The 15,000-nt window shown below is 62.9% G+C and carries 16 protein-coding genes and 1 tRNA gene; all 17 read right to left on the reverse strand.

Annotated features, from left to right (window positions below; translation table 11 throughout):
• Positions 1-2: 2 nt before the first annotated feature.
• Positions 3-75, reverse strand: a tRNA-Gly gene (locus ACCD07_RS22980).
• Positions 76-183: 108 nt separating this feature from the next.
• Complete coding sequence (gene pgsA, locus ACCD07_RS22985; RefSeq protein WP_176651594.1) at positions 184-765, reverse strand: CDP-diacylglycerol--glycerol-3-phosphate 3-phosphatidyltransferase; 582 nt, start codon at positions 763-765, stop codon at positions 184-186.
• Between the two features lie 193 nt (positions 766-958).
• The gene (gene uvrC, locus ACCD07_RS22990) at positions 959-2,821 is read right to left on the reverse strand and encodes an excinuclease ABC subunit UvrC (protein ID WP_413448662.1); all 1,863 of its coding nucleotides are present in this window, start codon (positions 2,819-2,821) and stop codon (positions 959-961) included.
• A 115-nt stretch (positions 2,822-2,936) separates the two neighbouring features.
• Entirely contained in the window at positions 2,937-3,332 is a 396-nt protein-coding gene (gene acpS / locus ACCD07_RS22995) for a holo-ACP synthase (protein WP_413448663.1), read from the reverse strand.
• Positions 3,329-4,090, reverse strand: a complete 762-nt coding sequence (pdxJ, locus tag ACCD07_RS23000; RefSeq protein ID WP_413448664.1) for a pyridoxine 5'-phosphate synthase — start codon at positions 4,088-4,090, stop codon at positions 3,329-3,331. The genes acpS and pdxJ overlap by 4 nt, the downstream gene beginning before the upstream one ends.
• Positions 4,091-4,135: 45 nt before the next feature.
• Positions 4,136-4,975 carry a DNA repair protein RecO gene (recO, locus tag ACCD07_RS23005; RefSeq protein WP_413448665.1) on the reverse strand — a complete coding sequence of 280 codons (840 nt, stop codon included), beginning with the start codon at positions 4,973-4,975 and terminating at the stop codon, positions 4,136-4,138.
• A 9-nt stretch (positions 4,976-4,984) separates the two neighbouring features.
• A complete protein-coding gene (era, locus tag ACCD07_RS23010; protein WP_176651599.1) occupies positions 4,985-5,887 on the reverse strand; it encodes a GTPase Era in 903 nt (300 codons plus the stop codon).
• An 11-nt stretch (positions 5,888-5,898) separates the two neighbouring features.
• Positions 5,899-6,696, reverse strand: coding sequence for a ribonuclease III (gene rnc, locus ACCD07_RS23015; RefSeq protein WP_413448666.1), 798 nt, complete (start codon positions 6,694-6,696; stop codon positions 5,899-5,901).
• 50 nt (positions 6,697-6,746) lie between these two features.
• Positions 6,747-7,133 (reverse strand): DUF4845 domain-containing protein, encoded by a 387-nt coding sequence (locus ACCD07_RS23020; RefSeq protein WP_413448688.1) that lies wholly within the window; start codon positions 7,131-7,133, stop codon positions 6,747-6,749.
• Positions 7,134-7,157: 24 nt separating this feature from the next.
• Positions 7,158-8,075, reverse strand: coding sequence for a signal peptidase I (gene lepB, locus ACCD07_RS23025; protein WP_176651601.1), 918 nt, complete (start codon positions 8,073-8,075; stop codon positions 7,158-7,160).
• Positions 8,072-9,865, reverse strand: a complete 1,794-nt coding sequence (lepA, locus tag ACCD07_RS23030; RefSeq protein ID WP_176651602.1) for a translation elongation factor 4 — start codon at positions 9,863-9,865, stop codon at positions 8,072-8,074. Before lepA ends, lepB begins: the two co-directional genes overlap by 4 nt.
• 200 nt (positions 9,866-10,065) lie before the next feature.
• Positions 10,066-10,308 (reverse strand): glutaredoxin family protein, encoded by a 243-nt coding sequence (locus ACCD07_RS23035; protein WP_353403072.1) that lies wholly within the window; start codon positions 10,306-10,308, stop codon positions 10,066-10,068.
• A 37-nt stretch (positions 10,309-10,345) separates the two neighbouring features.
• Positions 10,346-11,800 (reverse strand): Do family serine endopeptidase, encoded by a 1,455-nt coding sequence (locus ACCD07_RS23040; protein WP_176652119.1) that lies wholly within the window; start codon positions 11,798-11,800, stop codon positions 10,346-10,348.
• Between the two features lie 212 nt (positions 11,801-12,012).
• Positions 12,013-12,348, reverse strand: a complete 336-nt coding sequence (locus tag ACCD07_RS23045; protein ID WP_413448667.1) for a sigma-E factor negative regulatory protein — start codon at positions 12,346-12,348, stop codon at positions 12,013-12,015.
• An 87-nt stretch (positions 12,349-12,435) separates the two neighbouring features.
• Positions 12,436-13,038, reverse strand: coding sequence for an RNA polymerase sigma factor RpoE (rpoE, locus tag ACCD07_RS23050; protein ID WP_176651605.1), 603 nt, complete (start codon positions 13,036-13,038; stop codon positions 12,436-12,438).
• Positions 13,039-13,115: 77 nt separating this feature from the next.
• Entirely contained in the window at positions 13,116-13,550 is a 435-nt protein-coding gene (locus ACCD07_RS23055; protein WP_176651606.1) for a protein YgfX, read from the reverse strand.
• A gap of 176 nt (positions 13,551-13,726) precedes the next feature.
• Entirely contained in the window at positions 13,727-14,974 is a 1,248-nt protein-coding gene (fabF, locus tag ACCD07_RS23060; protein ID WP_176651607.1) for a beta-ketoacyl-ACP synthase II, read from the reverse strand.
• Positions 14,975-15,000 lie beyond the last annotated feature (26 nt).

Here is a 15,000-nt window from a genome sequence, read left to right on the forward strand (position 1 = left end):
GGAGCGGGAGAAGAGTCTCGAACTCTCGACCTCAACCTTGGCAAGGTTGCGCTCTACCAACTGAGCTACTCCCGCGTCGCCGTCATCAACAACAGGCCAGCATTATAGAGGATCTGAGCAGGCTGTCAATGGTAAAAACTTTGTCGAATAAAAAATATTGTTTATTTAGTTTTTACCGCGCGCTCAGAGCTGGCCGGATTTTTCCTTGATCAGCGGCCACGCCAGGCGCAGGTAGTAGAACATCGACCAGACCGTCAGCACGGCCGCCACTTCCAGTAGGCGCGAGCCCCAGAACTGGGTGTCGATGGCGCCCCACAGCACGTCGTGGAACAGCAGCAGCGGGATCGCCGTCATCTGCGCCGTGGTCTTGATCTTGCCCAGCGAGCTGACCGCCACCGACTTGGACGCGCCGATCTGCGCCATCCATTCGCGCAGCGCAGAAATGGCGATCTCGCGGCCGATGATGATGAACGACAGCACGGCGTTGGCGCGGTCCAGCTGCACCAGCACCAGCAAGGCGCCGGCCACCATCAGCTTGTCGGCCACCGGGTCGAGGAAGGCGCCGAAGGCCGAGGTCTGGTTCCAGCGCCGGGCCAGGAAACCGTCGAACCAGTCGGTGATCGCGGCGACGATGAACACCAGCGTGGCCGCCAGGTTTTGATCCGCCACGGGCAGGACGGTGGTGGGCAGGTAGTAAACGCCTACCACCAGCGGAATCAGCGCAACGCGCAACCAGGTCAACAGTATCGGTATATTGAAAGGCATAAGCTCGGAAATTAGTGCAGCCGTGAAAATTTGTAATGCGCCGCTAGTCTACCTTGCCGCAGCACATTAAACCAGCGCACTGTTGCCATACATGAATTGAATCGGTCAACGCGGGTGTGGCTAGGCGCGGCGACGAAGACAGTGCGCCTGCACGGCAAGGAGCCGCAACAACGCCACGGCCGCGTTGACCGGTTCAATGGAGCTGTTTGTAGATCTCCTCGGCCAGGGCGCTGGAGATGCCTTCGACCTGCTTCAAGTCCTCGATGCTGGCGTCGACCACGCCGCGCAGGCCGCCGAAGCGCGCCAGCAGGCGCTGGCGGCGCTTGGCGCCTATGCCCTCGATCTCCTCCAGGCGCGAGGTCTGGCGCGTCTTGGCGCGCTTGGCGCGCATGCCGGTGATGGCGAAGCGGTGCGCCTCGTCGCGGATCTGCGCCACCAGCATCAGCGCCGCAGATTCCTTGCCCAGCTCCTGCGAGGCCCGGCCGTCGACGAACATCAAGGTCTCCAGGCCGACCCGGCGCCCTTCCCCCTTGGCCACGCCGACGATCAGGCTGATGTCCAGCCCCAGCTCGGCGAACACCTGGCGCGCCATTTCGATCTGGCCCTTGCCGCCGTCGATCAGCACCACGTCCGGCATGACGCCGTCGCCGTTGGCCACCTTTTCGTAGCGGCGCATCAGCACCTGGCGCATCGCCGCGTAATCGTCGCCGGGCGTGATGTCGTTGATGTTGTAGCGGCGGTATTCGCCGTTCTGCATCTGGTGGTGATGGAACACCACGCACGAGGCCTGCGTGGCCTCGCCCTGCGTGTGCGAGATGTCGAAGCACTCCACGCGCAGGGCGTCGATGTCTTCCGGCTCCAGCTGCAGCGCCTCGACCAGCGCGCGCGTGCGCGACTGCTGCGAGCCCTGCTCCTGCAGCAGCCGCGCCAGCGAGATCTCGGCGCCCTTCTGCGCCAGTTCCAGCCATTTGCGGCGCTGGTCCTGCGGCTGGAAGATCAGGTTGATGCGGTGGCCGCACTGCTCCTGCAAGGCCTGCATCAGCGCCGGGTGGTCGAATTCGATATTCAGGATCAGCGTGCCGGGGATGAATTTCTCGGTGTAGTGCTGGACCAGGAAGGCGGCCAGCACCTCGACCTCGATCGGTTCCTCGGCGATGGCGGCGGCGTCGCCGATATGGTTGGGGAAGTAGGCGCGGTCGCCCAGGTGGCGGCCGCCGCGCACCATGGCCAGGTTGACGCAGGCGCGGCCGCCCTGCACCAGCACGGCGATGATGTCGACGTCGGCGTCGCCGGTGGTCTCCATGCTTTGCTGGTGCAGCACGCGCGACAGCGACTGGATCTGGTTGCGCACCGCGGCTGCCTGCTCGAATTTGAGCTCGGCGGCGTAGGCGTGCATTTTCTTTTCCAGGTCTTCCATCACTTCGCTCTGGCGTCCGCGCAGGAAGCGGGCGGCGTTTTCAACGTCGACCTTGTAGTCTTCCTTGCTGATCAAATCGACGCAGGGCCCGCTGCAGCGGCCGATCTGGTGCAGCAGGCAGGGGCGCGTGCGGTTCGAATAGACGCTGTCCTCGCAGGTGCGGATCAGGAACACCTTCTGCAGGATCTGCATCGATTCCTTGACCGCCCACGAGCTGGGGAACGGTCCGAAATACTGGTTCTTCTTGTCGACCGCGCCACGGTAGTAGACCATGCGCGGCGCGTCGCCGCCGGTGATCTTCAGGTAGGGATACGATTTGTCGTCGCGGAACAGGATGTTGAAGCGCGGGCTGAGCGCCTTGATCAGGTTGTTCTCGAGGATCAGCGCTTCGGCTTCGCTGTGGGTGACGGTGGTTTCCAGCCGGGCGATGCGCTCGACCATCATGGCGATGCGCGGGCTGCTGAGGTTTTTCTGGAAGTAGCTGGACACGCGCTTCTTCAGGTCGCGCGCCTTGCCGACGTAGAGCACCTTGTCCTCGGCGTCGAAATAGCGGTACACGCCCGGCAGGTTGGGCAGCTTGGCCACGGTGGCCAGCACTTGTTCGCGCGGATCGGGCGCGATGGTTACTTCGTCAGTCAATTTCCATACCTCTAGCGCCGCCTGGCCGTCATTCCCGCGCAGGCGGGAATCCATGGAACGCGTGACATGACGCTCAGCATGGGTTCCCGCTTTCGCGGGAACGACGATGTATCTCTTAATTCGATTGTTCGACGATGACGAAAGCGACGGCGTATTCCTCCTCGTCGCTGACCGTCACCTGTGTCGTCAGCTTATTCTTTTCCATGAATTCCTTCAGCACCCCGCTGCAGACGATCATCGGCTTGCCGCTGGGGTGATTGAGCATCTGCGCGGCCGGCCAAGTCATCGGCATGCGGATGCCCAGGCCGATGGCCTTGGCAAACGCCTCCTTGGCGGCAAAGCGCGTGGCCACGAAGCGGATGCCGCGCACCGGGTTCTTGGCCTTGCGCGCCAAATACTTTTCCATCTCCTGCGGGCCCAGTATCTTTTTCGCGAAGCGGTCGCCGTGGCGCGCTAGCGCTTCCTCGATGCGGGGAATCTTGCAGATGTCGGTGCCTATGCCGTAGATCATTTCCGCGCGCCCAGCCGGGTCGACACCATGATGGCCTTCATCTCGCGCACGGCGTTCTCCCAGCCGACGAACACCGAGTGGGCAACGATGGCGTGGCCGATATTGAGCTCGGCGATTTCCGGGATCGCGGCGATCGCCTGCACGTTGGTGTAGTGCAGGCCGTGGCCGGCGTTGACCTTCAGACCCTTCGCCACGCCATACAGCACGCCGCGATGGATGCGTTCCAGTTCGGCGGCCTGCTCGGCGCCTTCGGTGTCGGCGTAGCGGCCGGTGTGCAGCTCGATCACCGGCGCGCCGATGGCGGCGGTGGCGTCCATCTGCTTTTCATCGGCGTCGATGAACAGGCTGACGCGGATGCCTTCGGCCTGCAGCTGCTTGACGGCGGCCTGCACGGCGTTGAAATGGGTGACCACATCGAGACCGCCTTCGGTGGTGACTTCGGTGCGCTTCTCCGGGACCAGGCAGACGTCGGACGGCCGGATCTTGCAGGCGAAGTCGATCATTTCCTGCGTGACGGCCGCTTCCAGGTTCATGCGCGTCAGCAGCCGCGGCGCCAGCGCGACGACGTCGGCGTCCTTGATGTGGCGGCGGTCTTCGCGCAGATGCAGCGTGATGCAGTCGGCGCCGGCCTGCTCGGCCAGCAGCGCGGCGCGGATCGGGTCGGGATAGCTGGTGCCGCGCGCGTTGCGCAGGGTGGCGACGTGGTCGATGTTCACGCCGAGGTCGATGATGGTGCCGCTTGGTTGCAGGAAGCTCATTGTTTTATACCGTTTATGTCGTTATAACTGTATTTAAAGCTGAATTCATAGTTGACTGAGATCGATCAGGATCTGCCGGGTGTTCAGCGGCGCGCCGCCCAGGTGGTGCGCCAGCAGGAAGCGCATCAGCTGCTTGCTTTGCGATTGCGTGGCGCTGTCCTGGTAGTCTTCGCGCTCCATGTCGAGCAAGGTCTTGCCGGCCACGCGGGGCCAGGGATCGGACGCGCGCTCGGGGCGCGGGCCGCGTTCCGGGTCCACCACGTAGACCACGTCGGCCTGCACGGCGCGGCGTGTTTCGGTGCAGCGGGTCAGGTCGGCGGAGACGCCTGTCTCCTTAAGTAGGGCTCGTTCAAATTTTCTCAAGACGATGGGCGCCGGCTCGTTGTGCGCAAGCTGGTTCAGCGTGGCGACGTAGTGGTCGAACAGGGCCGGGTGCGCGTCGTCGCGGGCCAGCAGCTTGACCAGCAATTCGTTCAGGTAGAAGCCGCACAGCAGCGCGGTTTTCTCCAGCGGCAGCATGCCACCCACCCATTCGGCGTCGGTCAAGGTGCGCAGTTCGGATTTGCCGACCCAGCTGGAGGACAGCGGCTGGAAGGTTTGCAGCACGCCGCGCAGCTGCGAATGCGGGCGCTTGGCGCCCTTGGCGATCAAGGCCACGCGGCCGAAGTCGCGCGTGAACAGGTCGATGATGAGGCTGGTTTCTTTGTAGGGATAGCTGTGCAGCACGAAGGCGGGCTGGCCGGCCACCTTGGTGCCGAAGGTGCGCTCGCGCGGCGGCGCGCGCAGGCGCTTGGGGGCGGGAGCCGCTGCGGCGGGCACCACCTCACGCTCCGCGACTGGTGCGGGTGCCGCTGCGATGTCGGCGTCTAGCGTGGTGGTGGACATCGCCTCTCTTTATTCGTAGCCGTAGGCGCGCAGACCCGCTTCGTTGTCGGCCCAGCCGGATTTGACCTTGACCCAGATTTCCAGGTACACGGGGCCGCCGAACAGCTTTTCCATGTCCAGCCGCGCCTGCGTGGACACTTCCTTCAGGCGCGCGCCCTTGTTACCGATGATCATGGACTTGTGCGTGTCGCGCTCGACCAGGATGGCGGCGAACACGCGGCGCAGGTCGCCCTCCTGCTCGAACTGCTCGATCAGCACGGTGCTGGTGTACGGCAGCTCGTCGCCGACAAAGCGGAACAGTTTCTCGCGGACGATCTCGGAGGCCAGGAATTTCTCGCTGCGGTCGGTGATGTCGTCCGGCCCGAAGATCGGCTGGTTCTCCGGCAGGAATTTCTTGATCTCTTTTTCCAGGCCGTCCAGCTGGAAACGCAGCTTGGCCGACACCGGCACGATGGCGGCGAAGTTGAACTTGGCCGCGACCTGCTGGGCGAACGGCAGCAGCACCGCCTTGTCCTTGACCCGGTCGGCCTTGTTGATGACCAGCACCACCGGCACTTCGGTCGGCAGCAGGTCCAGCACCTGCTGGTCGGCCGGGCCGAAGGTGCCCGCCTCGATCACGTACAGGATCAGGTCCGACGAGATCAAGGTGTTGGTGACGGTCTTGTTCAGCGTCTTGTTCAGCGCGTTCGCGTGGCGGGTCTGGAAGCCAGGCGTGTCGACGTAGATGAACTGGGCATCGTCATGGGTCTGGATGCCGGTGATGCGGTGGCGCGTGGTTTGCGCCTTGCGCGAGGTGATGCTGACCTTGGCGCCGATGAGCGTATTCATCAGGGTCGATTTGCCCACGTTCGGGCGGCCCACGATGGCGATATAGCCACAACGGAAGTTGGCGGAGGTCGTTTCGGTATTCATTTTATTTCTCTTTACTTGTTTGCTGCTTTGGCAGGCGGTGGCGACGGCTTGGGATCAACCGGCGCCTCGTTCGTCTGCACGGTGGCGATGCCGGCCAGCTTGAGCTGGGCGGCGCGCGGCTTGGTCTTGCGGCCGGCGGCCGGAGTCTTCAGCAACGCTTGTTCGGCCACTTCCAGCGCCAGCTTGGCGGCGGCCTGTTCGCCGGCGCGACGGCTGCCGCCGCGTCCGTAGACCTGGATGCCCAGCTTGGGCACCAGGCATTCGATTTCGAATTCCTGGCTGTGCGCGGCGCCGTGGGTGGCCACCACATTGTACAGCGGCAGCGAAATCTTCTTACTTTGCAGGAATTCCTGCAGCAGCGTCTTGGCGTCCTTGCCCAGCGTTTGCGGATCGACCGTGTCCAGGATGGGGATGTAGAAGGCGCGGATCACGTCGCGCGCGGGGTTGAAGCCGCCATCCAAAAAAATGGCGCCTAACAGCGCCTCAAGCGTGTCGGCCAGGATCGAGGGACGGCGGAAGCCGCCCGATTTCAACTCCCCTTCCCCGAGCCGCAGGAACTGCGACAGCTCCAGCTTCTGGGCGATTTCATACAGCGACTGCTGCTTGACCAGGTTGGCGCGCAGGCGCGACAGGTCGCCCTCGTCGATCGCCACGTAGCGCTCGTACAGGATCGAGGCCACCACGCAGTTCAGGATCGAATCGCCCAGGAATTCGAGTCGTTCGTTATGCAAACTGCTGTGGCTACGGTGCGTCAAGGCCTGCTGCAGCAGGCCAGCATCCTGGAACGTGTAGCCTAAACGGTTTTGCAATAACTGAAGATTCATTGTTCTGTTCGGTTCTGTTTTAGCTGACTGGTGTCTTATTGATCGGTCTTGGCGGGGGCGGCGGCGGTTTTCGACGTCGTGCCCTGGTACTCCAGCAGCAGGCTGGCCGGTCCGACCAGCGGGATTTTCTTTTCGTAGGCGAAGCTGATTTCCATCTCGCCGTTTTCCTTGCCGATGATCAGGTCGCGGCTGGTGATCGAGCTGATGTAACCGGTGGTGGCGCTGGCGTCGAACGATTTCTGGATCTCGATCACCGAGCCGCCGGTGGCCTTGGCGGTGACGATGGCGTTCTGGATCGCCCGGTACTCGGTGTAGGTCGGCACGATCTTCAAGCCCAGCACGCCGATAAAGCCCAGCGCCGCCAGCACGAGGATCAGTCCGACCAGGGAAATGCCGTTCTGCCGCTTCAAGCCTGCTTGCATCATCATATGCCCTTTCACCGCGGATTAATGGATGCTGCCGATGCGGCGCAGGTTACCCAGGTTCATCCACACGAAAAATGCTTTTCCAACAATATTCTTGTCCGGCACGAAGCCCCAGTAGCGGCTGTCCGCGCTGTTGTCGCGATTATCGCCCATCATGAAGTAGTTGCCTTGCGGAACTACGCAGGTAAAGCCTTCGTACTTGTAGGTGCAGTTTTCGCTGTGCGGGAACTTCTTCACGCCATCCAGGCTCAGCGTGGGCGCCGCCTCGTTGTTGAGGATGCGGTGGTTGACGCCGGTCAGGTTTTCCGTGAATTGCTTGTTATAAACAAGATGCTCGTCGTCCAGGTAATCGTCCAGTGGAGTGTACTTCACTTCCACGCCGTTGACCGTTAAGCGCTTGTTTTCATACGTGATTTTATCACCCGGCACGCCGATGACGCGCTTGATGTAATCCTGGGTCATATCCAGCGGATATTTGAACACCATCACGTCGCCGCGCTGCGGATCGTTGATCTGCACGATCTTCTGGTTGATCACCGGCAGGCGGATGCCGTAGGTGAACTTGTTCACCAGGATCAGGTCGCCCACCAGCAGGGTCGGCACCATCGACGACGACGGGATCTTGAACGGCTCGTACAGGAACGAGCGCAGGAAGAACACCAGCGCGATCACCGGGAAGAAGCTGCCCGAGTATTCGATCCAGGTCGGCTGGCGCAGCAGGTTGGCCTCGATCGCCGCGCGGTTGCCGGCGTTGTCGACCTTGATGCCGTCGGCGGTCAGCTTGGCGTTGCGGGCGTCGTAGTCGGCCAGCGCGCGGTCGGCGGCGGCACGGCGCTGCTTGGCCAGGTAGAACACATCGAGGAACCAGATCACCCCGGTGATCACCATCAGTACGAACAGAATTAAAGCAAAATTACCCAAGATCACTTGCAGGTTCATTTGTCGTCCACTTGTAAGATTGCCAGGAATGCTTCTTGTGGAATCTCCACCGAGCCCACTTGCTTCATGCGTTTTTTACCGGCCTTCTGCTTCTCCAGCAGTTTCTTCTTGCGGCTGATGTCGCCGCCGTAGCACTTGGCCAGCACGTTCTTGCGCAGCGCCTTGACGTTTTCACGCGAGATCACGTTGACGCCGATGGCGGCCTGGATCGCCACGTCGAACATCTGGCGCGGGATCAGCTCGCGCATCTTGGCCGCCACCTGGCGGCCGCGATACGCGCTGTTGGAGCGGTGCACGATGATGGCCAGCGCATCGACCTTCTCGCCGTTGATCAGCATGTCCACCTTGACCACGTCGGAGGCGCGGTATTCCTTGAACTCGTAGTCCATCGAGGCATAGCCGCGCGAGGTCGACTTGAGCTTGTCGAAGAAGTCCAGCACGATCTCGCCCATCGGCATTTCGTACACCAGCTTGACCTGGCGGCCATGGTAGGCCATGTCCATCTGCACGCCGCGCTTGCCGATGCACAGCGTGATCACCGAGCCGACGTACTCTTGCGGCATGTACAGGTTGACGGTGACGATGGGCTCGCGGATCTCGTTGATCTTGGTCGGCTCCGGCATCTTCGACGGATTGTCGACCTTGACGATGCTGTTGTCGCGCATCACCACTTCGTACACCACGGTCGGCGCCGTGGTGATCAGGTCCATGTCGAATTCGCGCTCCAGGCGCTCCTGGACGATTTCCATGTGCAGCAGGCCGAGGAAGCCGCAGCGGAAGCCGAAGCCCAGCGCCTGCGACACTTCCGGCTCGTACATCAGCGCGGCGTCGTTCAGCTTGAGTTTTTCCAGCGAGTCGCGCAGCGCGTCGTACTGGTTGGCCTCGACCGGGAACAGGCCGGCGAACACCTGCGGCTGCACTTCCTTGAAGCCCGGCAGCGGCGCCGCCGCGGGACGGTTGGCCAGGGTGACGGTATCGCCCACCTTGGCGGCCTTCAATTCCTTGATGCCGGCGATGATGAAGCCCACCTGGCCGGCCGACAGCTGCGGCAGCGAGACCGAGCGCGGCGCGAAGATGCCGACGTCTTCCACCAGCTGCAGCGAGTCGGTGGCCATCAGCTTGATCTTGTCCTTCGGCTTCAGCGTGCCGTTCATCACGCGCACCAGCATGACCACGCCGACGTAGGCGTCGTACCACGAGTCGACGATCAGCGCCTGCAGCGGCGCGTCCGGGTCGCCCTTCGGCGGCGGCACCTTGGCGATGATCGATTCCAGCACGTCTTCGACGCCCAGGCCGGTCTTGGCCGAGCAGTGCACGGCGTCGCCCGCTTCGATGCCGATCACGTCTTCGATCTCGGCAATGGCGGTCGGCGGGTCGGCGTTCGGCAGGTCGATCTTGTTCAGCACCGGCACCACTTCCACGCCCAGGTCGAGCGCGGTGTAGCAGTTGGCCACGGTCTGGGCTTCCACGCCTTGCGAGGCGTCGACCACCAGCAGCGCGCCTTCGCAGGCCGACAGCGAGCGCGACACTTCATACGAGAAGTCGACGTGGCCGGGCGTGTCGATCAGGTTCAGGTTGTACATCTGGCCGTCGCGGGCCTTGTATTGCAGGGCGGCCGTTTGCGCCTTGATCGTGATGCCGCGTTCGCGCTCCAGATCCATCGAATCGAGCACTTGCGACTCCATCTCGCGTTCGGACAAACCGCCGCACAATTGAATAATGCGGTCCGCCAGGGTCGATTTGCCGTGGTCGATGTGGGCGATGATGGAAAAATTGCGTATGTTGTTCATTAACAAATATTCAAAAACGGGTTTGAAACGACAGGGCGCGACCGGTACACGATACCTTGCGCAATACAAAAAAAGCGCTCCGTGCGGGGCGGTAATGCCCTGGCGAGCGCCTTGATGACAGCTAACCCCGCATTTTACCGGATTTCAGAGGGGAAAGGCCGACTTATGCAATGTGAAATGCATTTTCGCCCCCGGGGCGCTTATTTGTTGAGCACTTCCAGGACTTTGGCCTCGTCCAGGAAGTAGTGGCACAGTTCCGGAGCGGCCAGGTCGGCGTACAGCACGGGCACCAGCTCGTCGAAACGGGCCACCAGCGCGTCGTCCCCATCGACGTCGATGACATCGACGGTGATCGGGCGCTCCGGGCTCTGCAGGCGCATCAGCGCGTCCAGCATGTCCTGGCACAGATGGCAGTAGCTGCGGGAATAGAGGGTGAAATGCATCGAAAACGCCCCGCCGGCGGCCGGCGGGGCTTGCTCCTTACTTCACGCTGGGGCGCACGGAAATGTACTGCGTCACCTCGCCGCGGCGCACCAGCAGCACCGAGGCCTTCTTCGGATCGAGCTTGGCCACGGCCGCGTTGAACTGCTTGGCGTCCTTGATCTCGATGTTGTTCACCTGCAGCAGCACGTCGCCCTCGGCCACGCCGGCGCGGCCTGCCACGCCCTCGGCCGAGTCCACCACCACGCCGCCGTCGACGCCCAGCTCCTTCTTCTGCTCGGCCGTCAGGTCGCTGACCTTCAAGCCCAGCGCATTGGCCTTGACCGTTGCCTCCGGCTCGGCCTTGCCACCCTTGCCCTTGCCCGCCTTGGCGGTCTTTTCCGCTTCCAGCTCGGCCACGGTCACCGGCAGGTCCAGCTGCTGACCCTTGCGCCACACCGTCACGATGGCCTTGCTGGCCAGCGCGGTGCCGCCCACCAGGCGCGGCAGGTCGGACGAGCGGTTCACCGGCACGCCGTTGAACTTCAGGATGATGTCGCCCGCCTTGATGCCGGCCTTGTCGGCGGGACCGCCCGGCTCCACCAGCGACACTTCGGCGCCCTGCGCGCTCTTCAAGCCCAGCGATTCCGCCACTTCCTTGCTGACTTCGCCGATCTGCACGCCGATGCGGCCGCGCGTGACCTTGCCGCTCTTCTTCAGCTGTTCCGACACGCGGATCGCCTCGTCGATCGGCACCGCGAACGAAATGCCGTTGTAGCCGCCGGACAGCGTGGCGATCTGCGAGTTGATGCCGATGACTTCGCCGCGCATATTGATCAGCGGACCGCCCGAGTTGCCCGGGTTGACCGCGACGTCGCTCTGGATCAGCGCCAGGTAGTCGCCGGTGTCGCGCTGCTTGGCCGAGATGATGCCGGCGGTGACCGTGTTCTCCAGGTTGAACGGCGAGCCGATCGCGATCACCCATTCGCCGACGCGGATCTTGTCCGAATCGCCCATGACCAGGAACGGCAGCTTGTCGCCCTCGATCTTCAGCACGGCGACGTCGGTGCGCGCATCGGCGCCCAGCACCTTGGCCTTGAATTCGCGCTTGTCGGTCAGCGTGACGAACACCTCGTCGGCGCCGTCGACCACGTGGGCATTGGTCATCACATAGCCGTCGGCCGACAGGATGAAGCCGGAACCGACGCCGCGCTGCACCGGCTCGTCGGACGGCGCCTGGCGGCGGCCGCGCGGCGCGCCCTTGCCGCCCGGGACGCCCGGTTGCGGCAGCGCGCCGCCAAAGAAGCGACGCAGGAATTCCTGCATTTCCTCGTCGCCCGGCTGGCCCTCGGCGCCGTTGCGCCCGCCCAGCTTCAGGCGTTCGGTGGTGCGGATATTGACCACGGCCGGACCGACGCGGTCGACCAGGTCGGCAAAGTCGGGCAGGCCGATGACGGCGCCGGTCACCGGCGCGGCGGCCGTGGCGGCAGCCAGGCCGAGCACGGCGGGCGACATCCATACGCTTGCGCCGACCAGCAGCGCCAACAGGGTTTTACTACAAGGAGTTTTACCACCAACGGAGATATTATTTTTCATGGAAAGTATCAATCTTTGTAAAGTTCCGGAACGCAAACGCCCCTCGGCGGGGTCGCACGACGCGAGGCTAGCGTATGGTAAGCGAAAAGTCGCCGTAAAGCGCGCTCAAAGATTTTATAAGAGTATGCGGTTCAGGGCAAAATGACGTCCGCCCGAGACTTGGACTGGCCCGCCGGCGGCGCGGCGGAGTCGGCGGTGGTGTCGGCAGCGGCGCGCCCGGCGGGCGCAGGCGATGGCGTCAGGGGGGCTTCAGCCGCGAGGCGGGTCGCCAGGCTGGCGCTGAAGCCGTTGCTGAGCGCGCCGCTGGCCTGGTCGCGCAGCACGTCTCCGATCAGATGGTAAGCATTCCACGCGGCCTGCCCTTCCGCAGTGCCGAGCGCGGCCATCGCCAGTTCGCGCTCGCCGTCCGGCAGCTCACCATCGGCCAGCGCCGAGATGTTTTCGTGCAGTCTTTTCTGGGTATCCATCGCGTTTCCCGCCATGTCAAAACAAATCCGCTGCGCCGTTTGCACGCGCATTGCCAAAAACCAATGACAATTGCCATCATTCCATCCTTACCAGCGCTTGTCAATCGGCATATCCAGCAAGGGTTTCAGTTTTTCAGCGATGACTTCGCGGGCGCGAAAAATGCGGCTGCGCACGGTGCCGATGGGACAGGCCATGATGTCGGAAATTTCCTCATAGCTCAGCCCCTCGATCTCGCGCAAGGCGATCGCGGTACGCAAATCCACGGGCAAGGCATCCATCGCCGCATTGACGGTTTGGGCGATCTGCTTGCTCGCCAGCATGGATTCCGGCGTGTTGATGTCGCGCAAATGCTCGCCATCGGTAAATGCTTCAGCATGTTCGGCGTCGGCTTCGGTCGACGTAGGCGTACGCCTCCCCTGCGTCGCCAGAAAATTCTTGGCGGTATTGATGCCGATACGATACAGCCAGGTATAAAAGGCGGAGTCGCCGCGGAAATGCCGCAACGCGCGATACGCCTTGATAAAAGTCTCCTGCACCACATCCTCGGCTTCGACCGGATCGTGCACTATACGCGACAGCAGACGCATCAGGCGGCGTTGGTATTTCGCCACCAGCATGTCGAACGCCTGCTTGTCACCGGCACGGACCCGGTCGACCAGTACCTGGTCACACTCACGTTCTGTCGTCACTCCTGCATTCCTCGATGGCCTGCAGCGTAGCCGATACTTATAGCCATATGCTATAGAGTTAGCTCGCTGCAAGAAGTTCACAGTGTTTGCGGTTTTATTTCAGCCCGTGCGGCAATCGCCCGGCACGCCAGCGACAGGACGCGCCAATCGGCTCGCGTCACACTATCGGGCAGCACCAGCAGCAGCCGCACATCGCCGTCATCCCCGCCCAGCCGCAATAGCAGCAGGCCCGGCCATAAGGTCGAACCCTCCAGCAGGCGCAATGGCGCCCCGTTCTCTTGGTATACCGTCAGCCGCAACTGCCCGACACCGGATATATCAAGCCGGCGCACAATACGCCGCGAGCGGCCCGCCAGCAGGCCGGCCAACCCGGCCAACCCGCACAGCAATGGCGCAGCCCAGCCCGCGTCCAGGCAGAGGACGGACGAGGCCATCACGCAACAGCACAAGCCGGCATGCAGCGCGCGCAGGCCGGACGAGGGGCGAACGATGACAGAGACCGCAATCGACATGGCAGACGAGGCCTGGCAAACAACAGTCAATCAAACAGGGGGATTACATTCGGAAGCGCCGGCCGCGAAGGCCGGGCAATTCTGGCGCCGGCGAATGCCGGCGCCGAATCCACGCTCACCCTGTTTAGACAGGGATTGCGGGGATTAGTTCAACGCGGGGTCGAACTTTTTGAAGCTTAGATCTTGCCGAACACCAGGCTGCCGTTGGTGCCGCCGAAGCCGAACGAGTTCTTGACTGCATACTCGATCTTCATCGGACGGGCCACGTTGGCGCAGAAGTCCAGGTCGCACGCCGGGTCCTGGTTGAACAGGTTGATGGTCGGAGGCGACACCTGATGGTGGATCGCCAGCACCGTAAACACTGCTTCCAGGCCGCCGGCGCCCCCCAGCAGGTGGCCGGTCATCGACTTGGTCGAATTGACCACCAGCTTCTTGGCGTGGTCGCCGAAGGTGCGCTTGATGCCCTGCACTTCAGCCACGTCGCCCTGCGGCGTCGAGGTGCCGTGCGCGTTCACGTACTGCACCTGGTCCGGGTTGATGCCGGCGTTGGCCAGCGCGGCTTGCGCCGACTTGCTGCCGCCGCTGCCATCTTCCAAAGGCGAGGTCATGTGGTAAGCATCGGCGCTCATGCCGAAGCCGACCAGTTCCGCATAGATCTTGGCGCCGCGTGCCTTGGCGCGTTCGTACTCTTCGAGCACCATCACGCCGGCGCCTTCGCCCAGCACGAAGCCGTCGCGGTCCGTATCCCATGGACGGGATGCGGTCGCCGGATCGTCGTTGCGGGACGACAGCGCCTTGGCCGAGGCGAAACCGCCCAGGCCCAGCGGCGACACGGTCGATTCCGCACCGCCGGCCACCATGACGTCGGCATCGCCGTACTCGATCATGCGGGCGGCCGCGCCGATGCAGTGCAGGCCGGTGGTGCAAGCCGTCACGATCGACAGGTTAGGACCACGCATGCCGTACTTGATCGACAGGTTGCCCGAGATCATGTTGATGATCGAGGCAGGCACGAAGAACGGCGAGATACGGCGCGGACCGCGCTTGTCGTAGTCTTCCTTCTGTTCTTCGATCATCGGCAGGCCGCCGATACCGGAACCGATGATGACGCCGATGCGATCGGCATTCTCTTCGGTGACGACCACGCCGGAGTCCTGCACAGCCTGGATGCCGGCCGCCATGCCGTAATGGATGAAGGTATCCATGTGGCGGGCTTCCTTGGCCGAGATATAGTCCTCGATGTTGAAGCCTTTGACTTCGCCGGCAAAGCGGGTGCTGAAAGCTGTTGCGTCAAACTTGGTGATGGTGGCGATACCGGACTTGCCCTCGACAGCCGCGGCCCAGGTCTCAGCAATGTTATTGCCGATCGGGGTCACGGCGCCCAGGCCGGTAACGACAACACGACGGTTTTTAGAACCTCTCAAGCGATTCTCCTAAAGTCGATCGGGCA

Origin of the sequence: Duganella sp. Dugasp56 (genome assembly GCF_047304105.1) — a bacterium.
Lineage (GTDB): Bacteria > Pseudomonadota > Gammaproteobacteria > Burkholderiales > Burkholderiaceae_D > Rugamonas > Rugamonas hordei.